Origin of the sequence: Paenibacillus sp. FSL R5-0486 (assembly GCF_037975155.1) — a bacterium.
In the GTDB taxonomy this organism is placed as follows: Bacteria; Bacillota; Bacilli; order Paenibacillales; family Paenibacillaceae; genus Paenibacillus; species Paenibacillus amylolyticus.
The window spans coordinates 2,230,514-2,252,959 of record NZ_CP150237.1; the positions used below are offsets into that span (position 1 = coordinate 2,230,514).

Annotated in this window: 14 protein-coding genes; 11 read left to right on the forward strand and 3 right to left on the reverse strand. The window is 49.3% G+C overall.

The annotated features are described in order from the left end of the window. The first annotated feature begins 188 nt into the window (after nt 1-188). The 8 genes from MKY01_RS10095 to MKY01_RS10130 all read left to right on the forward strand — a co-directional run bounded on the left by MKY01_RS10095 (nt 189) and on the right by MKY01_RS10130 (nt 15,054). Nucleotides 189-7,367, forward strand: a complete 7,179-nt coding sequence (locus tag MKY01_RS10095; protein WP_339286379.1) for a hypothetical protein — start codon at nt 189-191, stop codon at nt 7,365-7,367. Between the two features lie 111 nt (nt 7,368-7,478). Next, a complete protein-coding gene (locus tag MKY01_RS10100) occupies nt 7,479-7,718 on the forward strand; it encodes a DUF896 domain-containing protein (RefSeq protein WP_127544263.1) in 240 nt (79 codons plus the stop codon). A gap of 325 nt (nt 7,719-8,043) precedes the next feature. Continuing rightward, nucleotides 8,044-9,474 carry an NAD(P)-binding domain-containing protein gene (locus MKY01_RS10105; RefSeq protein ID WP_282322034.1) on the forward strand — a complete coding sequence of 477 codons (1,431 nt, stop codon included), beginning with the start codon at nt 8,044-8,046 and terminating at the stop codon, nt 9,472-9,474. A 134-nt stretch (nt 9,475-9,608) separates the two neighbouring features. Further along, nucleotides 9,609-10,094: a hypothetical protein gene (locus tag MKY01_RS10110; protein ID WP_339286380.1), complete on the forward strand. Its 486-nt coding sequence runs from the start codon at nt 9,609-9,611 to the stop codon at nt 10,092-10,094. Between the two features lie 251 nt (nt 10,095-10,345). After that, nucleotides 10,346-11,092 (forward strand): DeoR/GlpR family DNA-binding transcription regulator, encoded by a 747-nt coding sequence (locus tag MKY01_RS10115; RefSeq protein WP_017689448.1) that lies wholly within the window; start codon nt 10,346-10,348, stop codon nt 11,090-11,092. 2 nt (nt 11,093-11,094) lie between these two features. Then, nucleotides 11,095-12,006: a 1-phosphofructokinase gene (gene pfkB, locus MKY01_RS10120; protein ID WP_339286381.1), complete on the forward strand. Its 912-nt coding sequence runs from the start codon at nt 11,095-11,097 to the stop codon at nt 12,004-12,006. A gap of 92 nt (nt 12,007-12,098) precedes the next feature. Then, the gene (locus MKY01_RS10125) at nt 12,099-14,066 is read left to right on the forward strand and encodes a fructose-specific PTS transporter subunit EIIC (protein WP_339286382.1); all 1,968 of its coding nucleotides are present in this window, start codon (nt 12,099-12,101) and stop codon (nt 14,064-14,066) included. Nucleotides 14,067-14,265: 199 nt separating this feature from the next. Then, entirely contained in the window at nt 14,266-15,054 is a 789-nt protein-coding gene (locus MKY01_RS10130; protein ID WP_339286383.1) for a class I SAM-dependent methyltransferase, read from the forward strand. A gap of 139 nt (nt 15,055-15,193) precedes the next feature. On the opposite strand, the gene MKY01_RS10135 is transcribed toward MKY01_RS10130, so the two are convergent. The 3 genes from MKY01_RS10135 to MKY01_RS10145 all read right to left on the reverse strand — a co-directional run bounded on the left by MKY01_RS10135 (nt 15,194) and on the right by MKY01_RS10145 (nt 18,369). Next, nucleotides 15,194-16,333 (reverse strand): zinc-dependent alcohol dehydrogenase, encoded by a 1,140-nt coding sequence (locus tag MKY01_RS10135; protein WP_036609757.1) that lies wholly within the window; start codon nt 16,331-16,333, stop codon nt 15,194-15,196. Between the two features lie 79 nt (nt 16,334-16,412). Then, nucleotides 16,413-17,576 (reverse strand): oxalate decarboxylase family bicupin, encoded by a 1,164-nt coding sequence (locus MKY01_RS10140; protein ID WP_047842342.1) that lies wholly within the window; start codon nt 17,574-17,576, stop codon nt 16,413-16,415. 172 nt (nt 17,577-17,748) lie between these two features. After that, nucleotides 17,749-18,369, reverse strand: coding sequence for a GntR family transcriptional regulator (locus MKY01_RS10145; RefSeq protein WP_036670058.1), 621 nt, complete (start codon nt 18,367-18,369; stop codon nt 17,749-17,751). A gap of 200 nt (nt 18,370-18,569) precedes the next feature. On the opposite strand from MKY01_RS10145, the gene garR reads away from it, so the two are divergent. The 3 genes from garR to MKY01_RS10160 all read left to right on the forward strand — a co-directional run bounded on the left by garR (nt 18,570) and on the right by MKY01_RS10160 (nt 22,397). Further along, nucleotides 18,570-19,463, forward strand: coding sequence for a 2-hydroxy-3-oxopropionate reductase (garR, locus tag MKY01_RS10150; protein ID WP_036670060.1), 894 nt, complete (start codon nt 18,570-18,572; stop codon nt 19,461-19,463). 58 nt (nt 19,464-19,521) lie between these two features. Further along, nucleotides 19,522-20,946, forward strand: a complete 1,425-nt coding sequence (locus MKY01_RS10155; protein WP_339286384.1) for a four-carbon acid sugar kinase family protein — start codon at nt 19,522-19,524, stop codon at nt 20,944-20,946. A 92-nt stretch (nt 20,947-21,038) separates the two neighbouring features. Next, nucleotides 21,039-22,397, forward strand: a complete 1,359-nt coding sequence (locus tag MKY01_RS10160; RefSeq protein ID WP_036609749.1) for a GntP family permease — start codon at nt 21,039-21,041, stop codon at nt 22,395-22,397. Nucleotides 22,398-22,446: the final 49 nt, after the last annotated feature.

Here is a 22,446-nt window from a genome sequence, read left to right on the forward strand (position 1 = left end):
TGAGCGGTATATCCAAAAGGAAACGCAAAATTTCCTCAATCAGTACAGGTAAACGGAAAGCAAAAAAATCAAAAAAGCACTCTATCCCAAAGAAGAAGAGTAAGTCTTGTAAGAAAAGCAGACGTAAATGCAAAAAAAAGAAAAGTCACAGGATTCCTTTCCTTCGCGGCCCACGGGGTTATCAGGGAATGAGAGGATTCACTGGAGCAACAGGTGCTACTGGGTTAACTGGAGACCCTGGGTATCCCGGCATATGGGGAGCAACCATTTTAACAGGACGGACCGGAGTAACCGGAACCACGGGAAGTACCGGAATAACTGGAGTCACAGGTGCAACAGGAGCTACCGGACTGATGGGCACCACAGGTGTGGATGGAACTACAGGAGCTACAGGTGGCACTGGATCAACTGGAGTCACAGGAACAACCGGCGCAACTGGAATTACCGGAATTGGTGTTACAGGCGTGACCGGTGCTACAGGAAATACCGGTATAACCGGCTTTACAGGTCCAACTGGAGTTGCAGGATTAGCTGGGGCTACCGGGTTCACTGGAGCAACTGGTCCAACTGGAATTGGTGTGATGGGACTAACAGGATCTACTGGTGAAACAGGATTCACGGGAGTGACTGGAGCGACAGGAACCCCAGGAATTACAGGTCCGACGGGTGCCAATGGTTTAACGGGTATAACCGGATTTACAGGTACTACGGGTATTTCCGGAGCAAATGGTCTAACAGGAGCAACAGGCTTAACCGGCGTTACGGGAATCACCGGTTTTACAGGTTCAACTGGCCCAACCGGAGCAACTGGTATTACTGGAACCACAGGTATCACAGGAGTCACAGGTGCTACAGGATTTACTGGGGCAATAGGAGCAACGGGAAGTACGGGTCCAACTGGAAATACTGGCATAACCGGCGCAACTGGTGCCACTGGGGAAACGGGTCTAACGGGAATTACTGGTACGACAGGACCCACTGGGGGGATCGGGTCTACGGGAGTTACAGGTGTAACCGGAACTACAGGAAGTACTGGTGCGACCGGAGCGACTGGCGTCACTGGAGAGACGGGTCTAACAGGTATTACGGGTGAGACTGGAGTTACAGGAAGCACTGGTACTTCTGGAACAACAGGCACTACGGGGGCAACTGGATTAACGGGTGTGACGGGAGCAACGGGCGAAACAGGCACGACAGGCATCACTGGCGTTACTGGAAATACTGGTGCTTCAGGGATTACTGGATTTACGGGCAGTACAGGTGCGACCGGCACGACTGGTTTGACAGGATTCACCGGAGCGACAGGAAGTACTGGTGAGGCGGGGCTAACAGGAGTTACAGGTACGACTGGTCTAACGGGACCCACCGGGGTCACTGGCGAAACAGGAACAACCGGAACTACAGGAAGTACTGGAATAACAGGTAATACTGGTGAAACAGGATCAACAGGTACGACCGGATTACCTGGCGTTACGGGTACCACGGGTGTAACCGGTTCTACTGGAATTACAGGCCTCACGGGGATTACTGGAGCAACTGGTGCTACTGGCACTACTGGTGTCACAGGTACGACTGGTGTGACAGGACTCACTGGGGCCACTGGTATAAGTGGTGTCACTGGTGAAACAGGACCAACAGGTACAACCGGAGTAACTGGCGTTACTGGAATTGCGGGCACAACAGGAACGACTGGAATAACAGGTGCAACAGGTATTACTGGGTTTACAGGCAGTACAGGTGCGATCGGAGCAACTGGTGCCACTGGCACAACCGGAGTCACAGGTACGACTGGTGTGTCAGGACCCACCGGGGATACAGGAGTAACGGGAACTACCGGTACCACAGGAATAACTGGCGTTACCGGAGCAACTGGTGTCACTGGAGAGACGGGTTTAACTGGGAACACCGGCACGACAGGTGTGACAGGACCGACCGGGGCTACTGGAGAAACGGGTACCACCGGAGTTACAGGTGCTACAGGATCTACTGGGGCGATAGGGGCAACGGGAAGTACAGGTACAACCGGCGTTACTGGCATAACAGGTACGACCGGTACTACGGGAGTTACAGGCATAACCGGCAATACTGGTGTAACAGGAGCCACAGGAATTACTGGAGCAACTGGAACTACTGGAGATACAGGTCAAACAGGGGTTACAGGAACGACAGGTGTGACGGGAGAAACAGGGTTCACAGGACTAACGGGAGTTATCGGTCCAACAGGCACGACAGGAGCGACGGGACCGACTGGGGCGACTGGAGCGACCGGAATTACAGGTATCTCGGGAGTGACTGGCGTAACCGGAACGACGGGAATTACGGGAGCGACCGGGCCCACTGGTGTCATTGGAGAGACGGGTCTAACAGGAGGTACAGGTGCAACTGGTATTACAGGTCCTACGGGTGCGACTGGGATCACAGGAATCACGGGTACAGCTGGTGTAACTGGCCCAACAGGTGCGACTGGAGAAACAGGAAGTACAGGTTCCATGGGAGTAACCGGCGCAACCGGAACAACTGGTGCAACTGGAGAGACGGGTCTAACAGGAGTCACAGGTGTCACCGGGGAAACGGGTCTAACTGGGGCTACAGGTGTAACGGGTTCAACCGGTTCGACTGGCCCAACAGGAGAGACAGGACTAACAGGTATAACTGGAAGTACGGGTGCGACGGGAACAACTGGTGTTACAGGTGCAACCGGAGTTAGTGGCACAACAGGAATTGCTGGTGTAACTGGCGCGACAGGACTCACCGGGGTTACTGGTTCAACTGGTAATACCGGAGCTACTGGCATAACCGGGGTCACCGGCGAAACAGGGCCAACCGGCACAACTGGCTTAACTGGCGTTACGGGTACAATTGGTGTGACTGGAGCAACAGGCGTCACTGGAGAGACCGGAGCTACAGGTCTGACGGGAAATACAGGACCAACGGGTGACACCGGATTTACGGGTCCAACAGGTGAAACAGGAATAACTGGAGTTACAGGCCCTACTGGAGCAACTGGCTCAATCGGAACTACTGGAGATACAGGTTCAACAGGGGTCACAGGTACGACTGGTGTGACTGGTGTGACGGGACCGACCGGTGCAACTGGAGAAACGGGAATTACAGGTGCGGCTGGACTAACTGGCATTACCGGAACCACTGGTGTCACAGGAGGTACCGGAGCTACAGGAATTACGGGAGCGACCGGAACCACGGGCGTTACTGGGGAGACTGGTCTAACAGGGAACACAGGTGTAACGGGACCAACCGGCACGACTGGTTTAACTGGCGTAACGGGACTTACTGGTGTGACCGGAACTACTGGCACTAGTGGCATAACGGGAACAACTGGTATTACGGGAGTAACCGGAGCAACAGGTGTCACTGGAGAGACGGGTCTAACAGGAGGTACAGGTGCAACTGGTATTACAGGTGCTATGGGTGCGACTGGAATAACTGGTATTACCGGAACCACGGGTACAGCTGGGGTAACGGGCCCAACAGGTGCCACTGGAGCAACAGGAAGTATAGGTGCCACGGGAGTAACCGGAACAACTGGTGTAACTGGAGAGTCGGGTCTAACAGGAGTCACTGGTGTCACCGGGGAAACGGGTATAACTGGGGCCACAGGTGTAACGGGCCCTACCGGATCGACTGGCCCTACAGGAGAGACGGGGTTAACCGGGGTCACAGGTCCGACTGGGGTCACAGGTCCGACTGGTGTGACGGGACTGAACGGTGCAACTGGAGAAACTGGAATTACAGGTACAACTGGACTAACTGGCATTACTGGAACCACGGGTATCACAGGCGTGACCGGAGTTACCGGACTGACTGGTGTCACTGGGGAAACGGGTCTAACAGGATTCACAGGCGCGACGGGACCGACTGGGGCGACAGGAGCAACCGGAATTACAGGTATCTCGGGAGTGACTGGCATAACCGGAACGACAGGTGTTACTGGAGAAACAGGGTTCACAGGACTGACGGGAGTGACCGGGGCCACTGGTGTTACTGGGGAGACCGGTCTAACAGGAACCACAGGTGTAACGGGCCCTATCGGTTCGACTGGCCCAACAGGAGAGACAGGACTAACAGGTATAACTGGAGTCACTGGAAGTACGGGTGCGACGGGAACAACTGGTGTTACAGGTGCAACCGGAGCTACTGGCATAACCGGGGTCACCGGTGAAACAGGGCCAACTGGCACGACTGGCTTAACTGGCGTTACGGGTACAATTGGTGTGACAGGAGCAACAGGCGTCACTGGAGAGACGGGTCTAACTGGGAGCACAGGTACGACTGGAGTTACTGGTATAACTGGTCCGACAGGCACTACAGGACTAACAGGGAATACTGGTGAAACAGGACCAATAGGTACGACTGGAGCTACAGGTCCAACAGGGGTGACAGGTACGACTGGTGTGACGGGATCAACTGGAGAAACAGGGTTCACAGGACCAACCGGTGCGACTGGCTTAACTGGAGTTACGGGTACAACAGGTGCGACTGGAGCCACTGGGGTCACCGGTGAAACGGGTACGACTGGAGCAACGGGAAGTACGGGTACTACGGGAGCTACTGGTGTAGCAGGCACAACTGGTATCACAGGGGAAACAGGTCTAACAGGAATTACTGGTCCAACTGGTGTTACGGGATTAACTGGAGCCACGGGCACGACAGGACCAACAGGACCAACCGGACCAACCGGAGCCACTGGTGTGACTGGCATAACCGGAGTCACAGGTACGACTGGAGTTACAGGAGCAACGGGGAGTACGGGTTCCACAGGAATAACTGGCGTATCCGGGCCGACTGGTGCTACTGGAATTACTGGCCAAACTGGTGTGACAGGATCAACCGGAGTTACGGGAGTAACTGGACTTACTGGATTAACTGGGGAGACGGGTCTAACCGGGATTACAGGTGCGACTGGAATTACTGGGGCAACCGGTCCAACGGGTATTACTGGTGAAACAGGAATAACCGGCACGACCGGCGTAACTGGCATTACGGGTGTGACTGGAGCTACTGGAATTACCGGCGCCACCGGCACAACTGGCCAAACTGGTGAGACGGGAGTAACTGGACTTACTGGGGTTACAGGTACTACTGGAATTTCTGGAACGACGGGAGCAACTGGAGCAACTGGAGAGACGGGTCTAACTGGGGTCACAGGTACGACTGGTGTGACGGGGCCCACCGGGACTACTGGAGCAACAGGAACCACGGGCATTACAGGAGTGACGGGTGTAACAGGCGCTACCGGTACGACAGGTGTAACGGGACCAACCGGTGCCACTGGCATAACCGGCACGGCAGGACCAACAGGTACGACCGGAGCCACTGGGGAAACAGGTATAACAGGGGTTGCAGGAACGACTGGGGCAACCGGAACTACGGGAGTTACTGGCGTAACCGGCTCGACTGGCGTAACTGGTGTTACGGGTACAACAGGTACGACTGGAGCAACGGGAACTACGGGTATCACAGGTGCGACTGGCATAACCGGAGTTACAGGTACGACTGGTGCTACAGGGGCAACCGGTCCAACGGGTATTACTGGTGAAACAGGAGCAACCGGCACGACTGGCTTAACTGGTGTTACGGGCACAATTGGTGCGACCGGAGCAACAGGCGTCACTGGAGAGACGGGTCTAACTGGGAGCACAGGAGCCACAGGAATTACTGGTGCTACAGGTCCAACAGGGGTCACAGGTACGACTGGTGTGACGGGGCCCACCGGGGCTACTGGAGCAACAGGAACCACGGGCATTACAGGAGAGACGGGCGTAACAGGCGCCACCGGTACAACAGGTGTAACGGGACCAACCGGTGCGACCGGAGCCACTGGGGCAACCGGAACTACGGGAGTTACTGGCGTAACCGGCTCGACTGGAGAGACGGGTGCAACAGGCGTTACCGGCACGACAGGTACAACAGGACCAACCGGAGCCACTGGTGCGACTGGCATAACCGGAGTTACAGGTACGACTGGTGCTACAGGGGCAACCGGTCCAACGGGTATTACTGGTGAAACAGGAGCAACCGGCACGACCGGCGTAACTGGCATTACGGGTGTGACTGGAGCTACTGGAATTACAGGTGCCACCGGCACAACTGGTCAAACTGGAGAGACGGGTCTAACAGGGGGCACAGGTACGACTGGTGTGACGGGACCAACCGGGGCTACTGGAGCAACGGGAACTACGGGAGTTACAGGCGTAACCGGAGCGACAGGAACTACGGGTGCGACTGGTGCCACTGGCACAACTGGCGTAACTGGTGTTACGGGTACAACAGGTACGACTGGAGCCACTGGGATCACAGGTGTGACTGGAGCAATAGGAACCACGGGTATTACAGGAGAGACGGGTTTAACAGGCGTTACAGGCACGACCGGCGCGACAGGAACAACAGGAACCACGGGTATTACTGGCGCGACCGGAGCAGCTGGGGCTACAGGGCTCACAGGTGTATCAGGAGCCACAGGCACAACAGGAATTACGGGTACAACGGGTGTAACAGGTGCCACCGGAAGTACTGGTTCAACAGGAGTTACAGGTATAACTGGTGCGACCGGAACAACTGGAGAAACAGGAATAACGGGAGCTACAGGACTAACTGGTGTAACTGGGACAACAGGAACTACAGGTGCAACGGGCACCACCGGAAGTACCGGCACAACAGGAGTTACAGGAATAACCGGAACAGCAGGCATTACGGGAGCCACCGGCCCGACTGGACCAACTGGGGCTAATGGAATTACGGGGGCAACCGGTGTAACGAGTGCAACCGGAGCTACGGGTGCCACTGGAGCAACAGGCATAACAGGAACTACCGGTGCGACTGGGGCAACGGGGCTGACAGGAGCCACGGGCCCAACCGGCCCCAATTTTGCAACACAAGGGTTCTCGGCATTCCTGGCTACACTTTCGACAGCAACCAGCACTCAGTTAACCAACTGGACGACCACGGCTCCTTATTACGGTAATGCCAACTTCAATGCAACAACAGGAAACTATACCGTCCCGGTAACCGGAAGATACTCCATTGTGGCCACGATCAATTATGCAACGACTGCAGCGATTGCTCTATCTCTGGGTGCAGGCGTTAACCCAGCCTTTCTTGTACAGAGAACATCCCCTACGGTAACGACACTTGTCAGTGGTTTGTTGCCCGTCCTAAATGTCGCGATTACGCTACTCACACTGCGGGCAGTGCTGGGAAGTGGTTCAGTGACTTTGGCAGTAGAAGTCGCATTGAATGCGGGAGATGTGATTGGACTGTTCTATGCCGCAAACGGGCTGACGATTACGTTGAACCTGGGCAGTGGTGCTACAAATGGAATTGTGTGGTCTGTGCATGAGATTACCTAAAAACTTCTCAACGGATTGCGCCTATGGACAAATTCGTAAAGTTGTAATAAGTTAGTTTGAAGATATTCGAAGTATCTTTCGAAATTTGGACTAACAAGTGAGGTGGATTTCATGATTCCTATTTTGGGACGTATTAACGAATTAAGTCGAAAACAACGCAGTAGCGTCGGTTTGACAAAAGCAGAACAAAGCGAGCAGCGGGAGCTTAGAAAACAATATTTGCAGGCTATTCGAGGTCAGGTGCTGACAACCATGCTGGCAGTATCCGTTGTGGACCCACTGGGTCATGATGTGACCCCTGAGAAATTAACCAACGAAAAATTGCAACGCCGTGAACAAGCCGGCCAATAGCATTCCTTTAATAAGACAGACCAAGGTTACATCTTGGTCTGTCTTTTTTTTTTTTTCTGCAAATCATCCGTTCAGCAGGAACTGCATTAATAATCCAGTTAGAGTTTCGTAGGAATTAACAAGCATGTTAGATATTTTTAGTATTGATGACAATAAATCTACCGCGAACTTCAAAAAATCCCCGATAACTCATATAATAACGCTAATATATTTCAGAAACACAAAGAAAAAGCACAATTACTCTCAATATAACTGACAACAAACTTACATCAAATAATCAAAGAAAGACTAGTTCATATATGTATCTCGAAAGGGTTGATGAATCATGAGCCTGGAAGCTTTAAATGAACGTGTGAAGAATGATCTGGCTTATTTGTCATTTGGTGGCGCGAACTGGGTACGTCCAAGAGAACATGCGGATGGTCATGTCTATGATGTCGTCATTGTGGGTGGAGGCCAGAGTGGATTAGGGGCGGCATTTGGACTTCTTCGGGAACGGATCTCCAATATTGTCGTCATTGACGAGAATGCATCGGGGCTTGAAGGACCTTGGGAGACTTATGCACGTATGGTTACTTTGCGCACACCCAAGCATCTGACTTCCATCGATCTGGGGATCCCCTCGTTAACCTTTCGCTCATGGTGGGAAGCACAGGTTGGGCCCGAAGGTTGGGAAGAGGTAGACAAGATCCCGCGTGGAGACTGGATGAATTATTTGCGCTGGTATCGGAAAGTGCTGAATCTGCCTGTGCTTAATGAGGTAGAAATGACGCTGGTTGAGCCAATAGAGAACGGAATACATCGACTTCATGTGAACAAGGCAGGAACTCAGATGGATGTTATACTTGCTCGCAAAGTAGTGTTTGCTACGGGAATTCAAGGTGGTGGACAGTGGCATGTGCCATCCATGATTGCCGATAGATTACCTCGGGAGCTGTATGCCCACACGTCTGAAGGGATTGATTTTGATCGGTTAAAAGGTAAAAGAATTGCTGTTCTTGGCGGCGGCGCGTCTGCTTTTGATAATGCGAGCTACGCACTTGCCACAGGTGTGGCAGAAGCTCATGTATTTGTCCGGCGGGAACAGCTGCCTAGTGTTAATCCCATTCGTCAGATGGAACAATCTGGTATGATTGAGCGGTACCACGCTCTTCCGGTTGCTGATAAATATGAAGTGATCTCTCATTTCTTCAAATTCAATCAACCCCCAACCAATGATACGTTTAATCGTGCGGCAGCCTGGCCAGGATTCGAACTACATTTGAATTCGCCTTGGCTGAGTGTAGAAGCAACAGACCAAGGCGCGATTGTGCATACCGCACAGGGTGCATATGAGTTTGATTTTCTAATTATTAGCACAGGTCTTCTCAGTGATCCGGCACTCCGTCCTGAACTGAAGCTTGTGGAGCCATACATCGCACGTTGGGAGGATTGTTACCAGGCTCCGCCAGAGCTTCGCAATGCGTTGCTGGACGCACATCCATACCTGAGTTCCGGGTTTGCAATGACAAGCAGGAGTGAACAGGGTGAGAAACCGTTGCACGGACTGTTTGTATTCAACTACTCTGCACTTGCCAGCTGTGGTCTGTCGGCATCGGCAATATCGGGGACCAAGAGCGCGGTGCCGAAACTGGTCTCTGCCATAGCGGATCAATTGTTCCTCGATGATCGGGAGATTATTTTGCAACAATTCTATGCGTATGAAGAACAGGAATTTACGGCTACGTGGGTGAAAAGTGGTGCCCTCGCTGAGTAATCGCACTCTATAATATTGTGAACGTGTGGCATCTGATGCTGCACGTTTTTTCGTTTTTCATATGATGAAGGTTACACTTGCCTTTAATTTGTTGTAAAATGTCGGTTGGAACATGTTAAAGGCAGGGATAATAGATGAATGAAATGAACTATGAACAATTTAGAGCCCATTTGAAGAAAGCGTCGCGTAAACGAAATGTACCTTTGATTAAGATCGTAGCATTTCAAGAGAAATACATGAAGATTGAAGAAGTTCAATTTTACGATGTGGAACAAAATCATATGAGTGTTCGGGCCTGCAATACGTTGTGGATGCATCTGGAGAATAAATCTTTCCGTAATATGGTGTCCCAACATTTGCAGTTTTATAGAGATATGGAGGACCTGGGTCGCCATTCCTTTGAGAATCTGATCAAAGAATTATATGATACGTCTGTTCCTGTTCTGCTCGATTACAATCCCGCTCATTATTACACCTCGGGGCAGCTCGCTGAGATTCTGGTCATGGACGAGGAGAGGTTAATTGAACAATTGGAGATGGGCCGCTTCAAGGGTGCTTTTATTAATGAAGATGGCAAATGGCTTAAACCCAAACCGGATGCTATGGTTGTAGAGTCATAAACGTCATGCAGTTCCCATGAAAATCAAAATCCTGCAACGCCGCGCATCCAGCGCTGGAGGCTGCAGGATTTTTAATGAAGATTTGAAGGGCACAGAATTCCAACTTTAAGAACATGAAGTAAGAAAGGGACAATTGGACAAGAAAATAAGTCGAAAGATGCGGGTTTTTGAATGTTTTTAAATTATTTTGAATGAAAGTGGTTGTTTTTTGAGTGAATTATGATACTATAGAAGCAGTTGGAGGAATGAAGATGCTGACTGAAGAACGATATGCTGCAATTATAGAGCGCTTACATTTACAGGGAATTGTGAAATTGCAAGAGCTTGTTGATGTGTTGGGTGCTTCTGAATCAACAATTAGGCGTGACTTGATCGATCTGGAGAGTCGTCAGATGCTCAAACGCATCCACGGCGGTGCCGCACTGGTGAATGAAAAAACGCTGGAACCGGGCATGGAAGAAAAAACGTTCAAAAACATCCAACAAAAAACGACGATTGCCCGTTTGGCTGCACAGGAGATCGAAAATGGCGAATGCATTTATCTGGATGCAGGAACGACAACGTTAGCCATGATTCCTTTTATTGAAGCTAAAGACGTAACGGTTGTTACCAATGGACTTTCACATGTTGAGGCTTTGGTAAGCAAGCGTATTCGCAGTTATTTGCTCGGAGGTATGATGAAAATTCATACAAAAGCAGTCATTGGCAGTATCGCATTACAGAACATGGATAATTTCCGTTTTGATAAATGTTTTCTTGGAAGCAACGGAGTTGATCCCGAAATGGGGTATACAACACCGGATCCGGAGGAAGCCTTGATTAAAAGGCGTGCACATCAATTGTCGGGAAAATCTTATGTGCTGGCTGATTCCAGCAAAATAGGGGAAATTACTTTTGCCAAATTGTTTGATTTGGAGGAGGCCGATTTGATTACCGAGCAGATGCCAGAACATTGGCGGCCTGGAATCGCCCAGAAAACTAAAATAATTGAGGGATAACGATGATATATACGATAACACTTAACCCGTCCATTGATTACATCGTGGAAGTGGATGAGCTGAAGCTTGGCGGATTGAATCGAATGAATCGGGATTTGAAGCTCCCTGGCGGCAAAGGCATTAATGTCTCTCGCATACTGAATCAACTTGGAGCAGATAACACGGCCATTGGTTTCCTTGGTGGATTCACGGGACGTTTCATTAATGACAAGTTGCAAGAAGATAACATTCGGACAGACTTTGTTACGATTGCAGACGATACTCGCATTAACATCAAGCTGAAGCATGGAGAAGAGACAGAGATTAATGGTCTTGGACCTGCAATAAGTGCCGAAGAGGCGGAGCAGTTGCTTCACAAATTGTCCTCATTGCAAAAAGGAGATATTGTCATTCTCTCCGGCAGTGTACCTCCTTCACTTGGAACGGATTTTTATGATCGTCTCATTAAAGTGTGCAAGCAAACGGGTGCCGAATTTGTGATTGATACAACTGGCCCTGCGTTAATGGAAGCTCTTGAACATGCACCATTGCTGGTGAAGCCAAATCATCATGAACTGGCCGAACTGTTCGGTGTAACGATTGATACTCGCGAGGAACTGGCGTTATACGGGCGTAAGTTGCTGGAAGCCGGTGCCAAACATGTGTTGATCTCCATGGCAGGTGAGGGTGCACTATTCATTACCAAAGCGGAAGTTCATCATGCGAATGTGCCAAAAGGCACTGTGAAAAACTCGGTTGGTGCCGGTGACTCCATGATTGGCGGATTCGTAGGTACCTATGTACAGAGCGGAGATTTGCTGGAAGCTTTCCGCACAGGGGTTGCATCTGGAAGCGCAACTGCGTTCTCAGATGATCTGGCAACACGTGAATTGATTGATGAATTGCGTAATCAAGTAACCATTACGACGATTTAGTCTAACGGCCATATAAAAGGTTTTTACTGTAATTGTTTAATGTAGTGAGGCCTGCCTATGCAGGCCGACTGAACTTAAGGGAGTGTACCAAGATGAGAATAACAGACTTGATGATCCAAGAAACGATGATCATGGACCTGCAAGCCACAACCAAAGATGAGGCTATTGATGAACTAATTGCAAGCCTGAACCGAAGCGGACGAATCAATGATCCGGTCCTGTTCAAGGAAATGATCTATAAAAGAGAGGCTGAATCGAGCACGGGTATCGGTGGCGGAATTGCAATGCCACATGCCAAAACAACAGCGGTGAACGAACCAACAGTTGTATTTGCCAAGAGTAGAAAAGGGCTTGATTTTGAAGCGTTGGATGATCAGCCAGCTCATGTGTTCTTCATGATTGCGGCTCCAGAAGGCGCAGGTAATACCCATCTGCGTACGCTTGCAGCTCTTTCCAGGTTGTTGATTGATAGCGATTTCATCTCACAATTGATGAGTACAGATACACCTGCCGAAGTTAGTGCATTGTTTGATGCCAAACAGGCAGAAGCAGCTGAGAAGGAAGCAGCCAAAGAAAAAGTAAAAGCTGAAAAAGCAGCAAATGCCGCATCCACTTCTACTACTGGTCAGCAACAAAATACTTCTGGTGTGATTGTAGGTAATGCCAATTCGGAAGATTTTGTTGTTGCGGTTACAGCCTGTCCAACCGGTATAGCTCATACGTTTATGGCTGAAGATGCACTTAAAAAGAAAGCTCAGGAAATGGGCATCAATATTCGCGTAGAGACAAACGGCTCTGAAGGAGCGCAGAATGTTCTCACTGCTGATGAGATCGCTCGTGCTAAAGGGGTTATCGTTGCCGCAGACAAAAATGTGGAGATGGCACGTTTCGATGGCAAACCGGTATTACAAAGACCGGTGAGTGATGGAATCCGTAAATCCGAAGAGCTGATTCGCAAGGCCGTTAACGGTGATGCACCGATCTATCGCAGCCAAGGCGGAAATGCCAAGGAAGAGGGCGCAAGCACTGGCAAGATTAGTGTAGGTAGCAAAATCTATAAAGATCTGATGAATGGTATCTCGCATATGCTGCCATTCGTTGTAGGTGGTGGTATACTGCTAGCAATCTCCTTCTTGTTCGAACAGCTTGCTAGCCCTGAGAATCCGATTGTGCAACTGCTTCAAACGATCGGTGGCGGAACAGGTGCGTTCCACTTCCTGATTCCGGTACTTGCCGGATTTATCGCGATGAGTATTGGAGATCGCCCGGCCCTGATGCCTGGTATGGTCGGTGGATTGATGGCGGTTAACTCAAACGCCGGTTTCCTTGGTGGTTTGGCTGCCGGTTTCCTGGCTGGTTATGTAGTTATTGGTCTTCGTAAGTTGTTCAAAGGATTGCCAAAAGCGATTGATGGCTTGAAACCAATCTTGCTGTATCCGGTATTTGGTTTGCTGATCGTAGGTGCCATCAGTTTCTATGTCTTTGATCCAATCTTTGGTTCCCTGAACACATGGCTTGTAGATGCACTGGGTAATCTGGGTACAGGTAATGCGGTATTGTTGGGCTTGCTGCTTGGCGGTATGATGTCCATCGATATGGGCGGACCGTTCAATAAAGCGGCTTACACATTCGCTATTGGGGTATTCACATCCAGTGGTAACACAGACGGTGCATGGATGGCAGCGGTTATGGCAGGCGGTATGGTGCCTCCTTTGGCGATTGCACTTGCAACAACATTCTTCAAATCCAAATTTACAGAGCAAGAACGCAAATCAGGCCTGACTAACTATGTACTTGGATTCTCTTTCATTACAGAAGGTGCAATTCCATTTGCTGCGGCTGATCCATTACGTGTATTGACTTCTTGTATTCTGGGTTCCGCTGTTGCTGGCGGATTGACACAACTGTGGAGCATTAATGTACCAGCTCCGCACGGCGGGATCTTTGTTGCAGCACTGGCGAACCACGCATTATTGTTCCTGCTCGCTGTTGCGATTGGTTCTGTGATCTCCGGTCTGATTCTGGGACTGTGGAAGAAGTCACCAACGCTTGTGAAGTAATAAATATAAGAAACATCTCCTGGGTGAAATTCACTTGGGGGATGTTTTTTATTTCAGCTTTTTGGTTAGGTAGTGGAAAGTTGCCTCCGGATTTGTGTAAAATGCTTATTTAGCTTTTACATTCATCTATGGTAAAATAAATATAATTATATTTTGAAACTATGTTTCGTCTAATGAAACTTGTGCAGGAGGAATTGGAATGTCTGATGTAATCAAAAGTCAGGTGCAGAAGCAGTTTGCGAAAAATGCAGGTAAATATGTGACGAGTTCGGGGCATGCCAAAGGTGAGGATCTCACGTTGCTCGTGGCTTCATCTCAAGCCACTCCGGATATGAACGTGCTGGATATCGCCACTGGAGGAGGGCATGTCGCTAATGCATTGGCTCCACTTGTTCAGCGGGTGACAGCCCTCGATCTAACGGAAGAAATGCTTCAGGTAGCTGAAGCATTTATCCATGGCAATGGACACCGTAATGTAGATTTTGTAGCCGGGGATGCAGAGAAGCTTCCATTCGATGATGATATCTATGACCTTGTAACCTGCCGAATCGCTGCTCACCATTTTCCGGATGTTTCTTCGTTTGTTCATGAGGCATTACGAGTTATGAAGCCCGGTGGAAGGTTGTTATTCATTGACAACGTGGCACCTGAACGTGATGAGAATGACCAGTTTTACAATGAAGTGGAGAAGTGCCGGGATGCAAGCCATGTTCGAGCATGGAGCAAGACGGAATGGATTCATATGCTGGAGTATGCGGGCTTCCGAATGGAAACGATGGTTTCCTTCCAGAAGCGCTTTAAGTTTGAAGAGTGGTGTAACCGTGCGGCACTGCCGGAACGGGAGAGAAGGGAACTTGAAGCAAGTATGTTGAGTGCACCGTCCATCATCAGAAAATTTTTCAATTTTGAAGTGACAACGAACGGGAAGCTCGACAGCTTCCAAGGAGAAAGTGTGTATATCCAAGCGACTAAACCGACTCATGTCTGATTAGGTACAGACCATTTAGCTGGCTGAGCAGTTTATGCAACGGTAACAGGATGAATGTCGATAAAATAAAACAAGCAGAGTACCTTGAACAGGTAGTTCTGCTTGTTTTATTTTGCATATTTATAATCAAAGCGACGGTTCAGGGTTTTAGTATAACTTTGGTACATTCGTCTTCATGATCGTTGAAAATGCGGTATGCATCGCTTGCATTCTCCAGTGAAATCCGATGGGAGATGATCTCCGTTGGATCAAATTCACCAGCAGTGATTTTGCGGAACAATTCAGGCATGTAATGTATAACAGGAGCTTGTCCCATTTTAAGATTGATATTGCGTTCAAACAAATTACCTAACGGAAACATGTTGTAGGAAGAGCCATATACACCCGTAAGTTGGAGTGTGCCGAATTTGCGGATTGCTTTCATGCCGATTTCGATCGCACTCAGTGAACCGCCATGAAGTTTCAGCTTCTGTCCGATCTCCTCCAGCGTGGTTTTTTTACCATCCATACCTACACAGTCGATAACAACGTCGGTTCCGCCTTGTGTAATCTCACGAATGTGCTCACCCATATCATCGTAATCTTCGAAATTAAAGATCTCTGCATCGTTCAAACGTTTGGCTTTCTCCAGTCGATAGGGCAGGCGATCCACAGCAATAACGCGTTTGGCACCTTTCATCCAGGCGAACTTCTGCGTCATCAGCCCAATGGGTCCACTACCGAGTACAGTAACCGTATCTCCCGGTTTAACTCCGGCATTCTCCACGCTCCAATATGCGGTTGGAAGAACATCGGACAGGAATAATAAAGCCTCATCTTCCAGTTCACAGGATTCAGGAATCACAAACGGAGTGAAGTTCCCGTAGGGAACACGCAATAATTCTGCCTGACCTCCGGGGTGGTTTCCGTAACGTTCGGTGAATCCAAAATATCCACCTGTATGAATATCCGGATTGCCATTGGAATTATCGCACTGGCTCTCCATGTCATGATTGCAATAGAAGCATTCACCACAAGCGATGTTAAAAGGCAGGACCACACGGTCCCCCTTCTTCACACGTGTCACTTCTGGACCTACTTCTTCTACAATGCCCATCGGTTCATGACCGATAACGTAATCTTTGGCAGCAGGCAAGGCTCCCTGATAAATATGCAGATCCGATCCACATATAGCTGTGGAAGTAATACGAACGATAATGTCATCCTTCTGTTGCAGTTTGGGATCTTCAACCTCTTTGACTTGAATGTCCTTGATTCCCTGAAACGTAACGGCTCTCATCTTTCATATTCCTCCTTATATAGTGGGATTCTCTGACAATTACCCCATTTCAGCTTAAATGATAGATATACATACTAAATTAAACGACAGGCCATTTTACTTTACGCAAGGCATTGAGCAACTCAGGCGGCGCATTCAGATTGTCACGGACCAGATCCTGCGGGGTTAACGCCATCCACTGATTCAGCGATACATCCTCGAATCGATCACTTCGGAATATCTCCAAAAACCATAAAGTGTCTGTGCCGGTATTTTGTATATAGTGTCCCATTGCGACAGGAACATATCCGACATCTCCAGCCCGATAGTCAAATGTGCGAGCAATGCCATTGCCTCCAAAGACAGTCATTCTCCCTTGTCCTGTCAGATAGTATTGCCATTCATCTGCATTGGGATGCCAGTGCAGTTCACGCATGGCGCCAGGTCGGATCTCAACGAGTGCGGCTGCAACGGTAGTTGAGATGGGGAAGTTGGTGGAGTCGACAATCCGGACGCTTCCGCCGGGGGTAATGAGTGGTTCCTGGGCCAGCAATCGGTGTTTGAATGTGAGAGGAACGGTACCATATGGCGACTGAACTTCTTGGCTCTCGATGGAACCCGGGACGGTATCTTGGAAAATGTAGACCTGTTCCTTCGGCATTGACTGAAAAGCGGATTCGGGCACGCCGAAATTGACAGACAATACCTCTGGTGGGGTATGGGCAAACCAATCGGATATGGATAACGTATTCAGATCGGAGAAGGACCCGTCATCAAACACAAGCAGAAATTCACAACCATCCTCCAGTCCCTGAATGGAATGGGGTAGACCCTTGGGGAAAAACCAGAGATCGCCAGGCCCGACATCCGCAATAAAATTACGTCCGTTCTGATCTACCGAAGTGATTCTTGCCGTTCCCCAGATCATATAGGCCCACTCGGATTGCTGATGCCAGTGCAATTCCCTTACACCTCCCGGTGTCAGGCTCATGTTCACACCTGCCAGTGTAGTGGCAATAGGGAGATCCCGTACGGTGATTTCACGTGACCAACCCCCATGGTTCAATTGCATATGGGTATCGGAAAAAGACATTCTCAGATTGGGCAATAACCCGTTATCGGTTGCCGGAGGTACCAGCATATCGGGGTTTTGTATATCTCTCATGACGTCTCTGGGTCCCAGATCAGGTCCACCAGCGCCATCACTGCGAATGGGTTGCGGGATAATAAATGATTTTTCGTTAGGTTGCTGTCCTTTAGTCATTGAGTGATCCCTCCAGATTCAATAACATGTCACACGCGACATTGTATCGTTATGTTTACACCTATGAATCAGGGCCTGGATAATATGAGGGACAAACGACAAAAAAAGACGTGACCGCATGCGGTCACGTCTTTATACGGATGTGAGAAAGTCGAACAATCCATGAATCCGGTTATCGAATCAAATGAAGGCAGAATTCCAGATCGGATTGCAGATGCTCTTTCATCAGTCGTTCGGCAGTCTGCCCGTCATGTGCCTTGATCGCTTCACAGATCTGATGATGCTCTTCAATGAGGAAGGGGCGCTGATAATACACAACCGTCTGACGGAATAGATAAATGACGGATTGCATTTTGTCGAAGAGATCAATCATCAATGCGTTATTACTCGCGCGCATGATGATTTCGTGAAACTCTTTATTGGCTTCCATAATCTCTTCTTTGCTTCCGGTATGTCCCACTTGAACGCAATGCTCAAGAGCCGCCACTTCCTGGGCGGATAAGAAGGCAGCTGCAGATTGAGCCGCATGTCCCTCCAGTAACTTCCGTAATTCAAACGTATTTCTTAGATCGGTCTCGGTTAGCTTGACGACCCGTTTGTTCACGACTAATCCTTCCTGTTCCAGGCGGCGGATGGATTCTCGGATCGGAGTCCGGCTGACATTCAGATCGGTCGCCAGCTTCTCTTCCACAAGTTTGGTTCCCGGAGAAAGGGTGCCTTGCAAAATCATGTCCCGCAGAACTTCATAGGCCTGCTGATAAGCTGGACGGGACTTGTCCGTACTTGGTTGCATTGTATTTCACCTCTCCCTTTACTTTAGCGAAAAAGAAGGCAATAAACAACAAGATTAAAAACCGAATTTTAATTTTCGGATACATAAATAATAAAATTGTATACAAAAATTAAAATGTTGTGTACAATAACGAATGTGAACAGGAATGATAGCGATTACAAGAGTGAAAATCGAAGAATTTAGGCTGGAGGGATTGCAAGATGAAGAAACGAATTGGATTTATTGGACTCGGTATTATGGGACGTCCTATGTCATTGAACCTGATCCGGGCGGGATATGATGTAAGCGTATACGATATTAATCAAACAGCTGTGATGTCATTGGCTGATGCGGGAGCGCGAGGCGCAGCATCTCCGAAAGAGGTGGCTGAGCATAGTGATGTCATCTTCACGATGCTGCCCAACTCAGAGCATGTCCGCACCGTTATAACGGGCGAACAAGGTGTGCTGGCAGGAGCCAATACGGGGAGTATCATTATCGACATGAGCTCGATCTCACCGGTCGTTTCCAAAGAGCTGGCTCAGCTTGTATCCAAATCAGGCTTGCATATGTTGGATGCGCCTGTAAGTGGTGGGGAACCCAAAGCTATAGATGGTACACTCGCCATCATGGTGGGTGGCAATGAAATGATTTTCGAATCTGTGAAAGAGGTTCTGCAAGTGGTCGGACAGGATGTAACGCGAGTGGGGGATAATGGTTCAGGTGCAACAGCCAAGCTGGCGAATCAGATTATCGTGAACCTGAATATTGCCGCCATGTCCGAAGCGCTTGTATTTGCAGCCAAGGCTGGCATTGATGTAGAGAAGATGTATCAGGCAATCCGTAGTGGCCTTGCTGGAAGTGCGGTACTGGATGCAAAAGTTCCACTCATTCTGGATCGTAACTTTGTCGCTGGGGGACGCATTGATATTAATCTCAAAGACATGACCAATGTGATGGAAACGGCGCATGATATCGGTGTTCCTTTACCGCTCAGCAGTCAGTTGCTGGAGATTTTCCATGCACTGAAGATTGATGGTAAAGCCGCAGATGACCATGGCGGAATCGTTCAGTATTTTGAGAAACTCGCAGGTGTAGAAGTGAATCGGGTCTAATAAAAAATTAAAAAAAGAAAAAAGAATGTTAATAGATATAGATATGAGGTGGAGAGACATGACCTATCAGACGTTATCGGATATCCCCGCAGCTCTTCGGACGGACAACTCTTCTGAAGGAGTGCGAGGACAGATTAGGCAATTGCAGGATGCGAGGGCTCGCAAAATTATCGTGCTGGATGATGACCCAACCGGTGTACAGACGGTTCATGATATTGATGTGTTGACACAGTGGGACAAGCCACTGTTGCAGGAGGCGTTTCGATCCTCTGAATCGTTATTCTATATTCTGACCAATACACGAGGGCTGGATGCAGATACAGCGGAACGTATTAATCGGGAGATTGCCCGCAATGTGCAAGAGGTTGCAGCAGAGGAAGGAACGAGTTTCACCTTTGTGAGTCGTAGTGACTCCATGCTACGTGGTTATTATCCGCTGGAGACGGATGTGCTAGCCGAAGAAGTGGCGCGTGTCAGCGGACGTGCATATGACGGACAACTGATCATTCCGGCCTTTTTCGAGGCAGGACGGGTTACGATAGGCAACACGCATTATATGGTTGAGGGCGAACAGTTGATTCCAGTTCATGAGACGGAATTTGCCAAGGATAAAGTATTTGGGTATGAGCATGGAGATCTGCCATCGTGGGTAGAGGAGAAGACTTCAGGCCGTATTAAGGCTAGTCGCTGTCTTACCATTTCACTGGAGGAAATCCGTCAAGGAGTCGATGTAGTCAAAGTGATTTTGCTGAAAGCCGAAGACAATGTACCGATTATCGTGAATGCGCTCTCTTATGCAGATATGGATGTACTTTCTCTGGCTTTGCTGCAAGCAGAGGATGAGGGGAAAGCTTATATTTTCCGGACGGCGGCCTCCTTTGTCAAATCGTATGCAGGCATCTCGGATCAGGCATTTCTGCCGAAAGAGCAGCTGATCGCAAGCGGACAGGAACAACATGGCGGAATCGTTGTTGTTGGTTCCTATGTGCAGAAGACGACTCGTCAACTGGAACAACTGCTTACGTTTCCGGGCATCATCAGTCTGGAGATCGATGTGGAGCGTGTATTAACGCCGGATGGATATACGGAAGAAATTCGACGTGTGATTGGTGAAGCGAACAGACAGCTTGCGGAGGGCAACAATGTTGTTGTATACAGCAGCCGTAAGCTCATCACCGTAGAAGGACATGAGGGCAATTTCAAGATCAGTCAGACGGTATCATCCGCGTTGGTCGAGATTGTGCAATCTCTTGAAGTCGTACCGAAGTTCATTATTGCCAAAGGTGGCATTACATCCAGTGATGTGGCAACAAAAGGTCTGGGCATACGCAAAGCAAGGGTGCTCGGTCAAGTGGCTGCGGGCATTCCGGTATGGTTGACAGGGGAAGAAGCCAAATTCAGTGGTATCCCATATATCGTGTTTCCAGGGAATGTTGGCGGGGAACGTGCGCTACTGGAGACGGTAGAGAAGATCGAAGCTTAAGCTTAATACGAAGGTGCGCAGTGTTCAGGTCGTTTGGGCCAGTGTAATTCTGCGTGCTGACACAACATAACAACTTGGGGGAGGCTATTCGGATGTATTCCGTATTCGGTCTTAGTCATGATGCAAGTCTGCTGCTCTACGCACTGATATCCATTCTTGGATTGATTCTGTTAATTGCCAAATTTAAAATGAATCCATTTGTTGCCCTAATCGTGGGCGCTGTCTTTATGGGATTGATCTCGGGTATGCCGTTCACGGATATCGTGAAATCCTATCAGGAAGGTGTTGCAAGCGTTCTCGGATTCATCGCGATTGTTCTGGGACTTGGAACGATGCTCGGGAAACTCATGGCCGAGTCTGGTGGGGCCGAACGAATAGCCCAGACACTCGTTCGTGTCTTCGGTGAGAAGAACGTACACTGGGCGATGATGGTTGTTGCGCTGATCTGTGGTATTCCGGTATTTATCCAGGTTGGAATCGTGCTACTCTTCCCGCTGGTATTTGTTATTGCGAAGCATACAGGGACGTCGCTAATCAAAATCGGACTTTCACTTGTCGCGGGTCTTGCCGTGGTACACAGTCTGATTCCGCCTCATCCGGCGGCGATGCTCGCGGTAGGAATATTCAATGCCGATGTTGGTAAAACAATATTCCTGGCTCTGATTGTATCCCTTCCAGCCGCAGCAATTGCAGGTCCGCTCTATGGAACATGGATTTCCAAGCGGATCAAAGTCGAGACTTCAAGTGAGCTAATGGAACAGTTCACTGAGACCAAAGATCGGGAACTGCCTGGTTTCGGCATCACCCTCTTTACGATCTTGCTTCCGGTGATTCTGATGTTGCTCGCTACGATTGTGGATCTGATTTTACCAGAGACAAACGGATTCCGTCAGGTCGTTGATTTCATCGGTAGTCCGATTATTGCACTGCTGCTCGCTTTGCTCTTTTCCTTTTATTCTTTTGGATATGCACGTGGTTTCAGCAAACAGCAGATATTGAAATATACAAATGATTGCTTGGGCCCAGTTGCTTCCATTATCTTGCTGATCGGTGCAGGAGGCGGATTCAACCGTATCCTGACAGACAGCGGTGTAGGTGACGCGATAGCGGGTTTTGCCCAAAGTGCGCATCTGTCGCCACTCGTGCTGGCCTTTGTTATTGCCGGATTGATTCGTGCGGCGGTAGGTTCAGCTACGGTTGCTATGACAACAGCGGCGGGCATTGTGGCTCCAATCGCTATGACGATGCCGGGGGTAAGTCCGGAGTTGCTGGTGCTCGCAACGGGAGCAGGTTCAATTATTTTGTCCCATGTGAATGATTCGGGATTCTGGATTGTCAAAGAGTATTTGAATCTGTCTGTGCCGCAGACACTTAAGACATGGACGGTCATGGAGACCATTCTCGGATTTGCCGCCTTTGGCATGGTGTTATTGTTGAGTGTCTTTATCTAACAAGGAAAAAAACCATAAAGCCTATAACAAAAAAACACGCCGCTATGGC

Excerpts from the sequence above, each read along its gene's own strand:
- MKY01_RS10095 (WP_339286379.1), top strand. The coding sequence starts at position 189 with ATGAGAGGATTCACTGGAGCAACAGGTGCTACTGGGTTAACTGGAGAC.
- MKY01_RS10100 (WP_127544263.1), top strand. The coding sequence starts at position 7,479 with ATGATTCCTATTTTGGGACGTATTAACGAATTAAGTCGAAAACAACGC.
- MKY01_RS10105 (WP_282322034.1), top strand. The coding sequence starts at position 8,044 with ATGAGCCTGGAAGCTTTAAATGAACGTGTGAAGAATGATCTGGCTTAT.
- MKY01_RS10110 (WP_339286380.1), top strand. The coding sequence starts at position 9,609 with ATGAATGAAATGAACTATGAACAATTTAGAGCCCATTTGAAGAAAGCG.
- MKY01_RS10115 (WP_017689448.1), top strand. The coding sequence starts at position 10,346 with ATGCTGACTGAAGAACGATATGCTGCAATTATAGAGCGCTTACATTTA.
- pfkB (WP_339286381.1), top strand. The coding sequence starts at position 11,095 with ATGATATATACGATAACACTTAACCCGTCCATTGATTACATCGTGGAA.
- MKY01_RS10125 (WP_339286382.1), top strand. The coding sequence starts at position 12,099 with ATGAGAATAACAGACTTGATGATCCAAGAAACGATGATCATGGACCTG.
- MKY01_RS10130 (WP_339286383.1), top strand. The coding sequence starts at position 14,266 with ATGTCTGATGTAATCAAAAGTCAGGTGCAGAAGCAGTTTGCGAAAAAT.
- MKY01_RS10135 (WP_036609757.1), bottom strand. The coding sequence starts at position 16,333 with ATGAGAGCCGTTACGTTTCAGGGAATCAAGGACATTCAAGTCAAAGAG.
- MKY01_RS10140 (WP_047842342.1), bottom strand. The coding sequence starts at position 17,576 with ATGACTAAAGGACAGCAACCTAACGAAAAATCATTTATTATCCCGCAA.
- MKY01_RS10145 (WP_036670058.1), bottom strand. The coding sequence starts at position 18,369 with ATGCAACCAAGTACGGACAAGTCCCGTCCAGCTTATCAGCAGGCCTAT.
- garR (WP_036670060.1), top strand. The coding sequence starts at position 18,570 with ATGAAGAAACGAATTGGATTTATTGGACTCGGTATTATGGGACGTCCT.
- MKY01_RS10155 (WP_339286384.1), top strand. The coding sequence starts at position 19,522 with ATGACCTATCAGACGTTATCGGATATCCCCGCAGCTCTTCGGACGGAC.
- MKY01_RS10160 (WP_036609749.1), top strand. The coding sequence starts at position 21,039 with ATGTATTCCGTATTCGGTCTTAGTCATGATGCAAGTCTGCTGCTCTAC.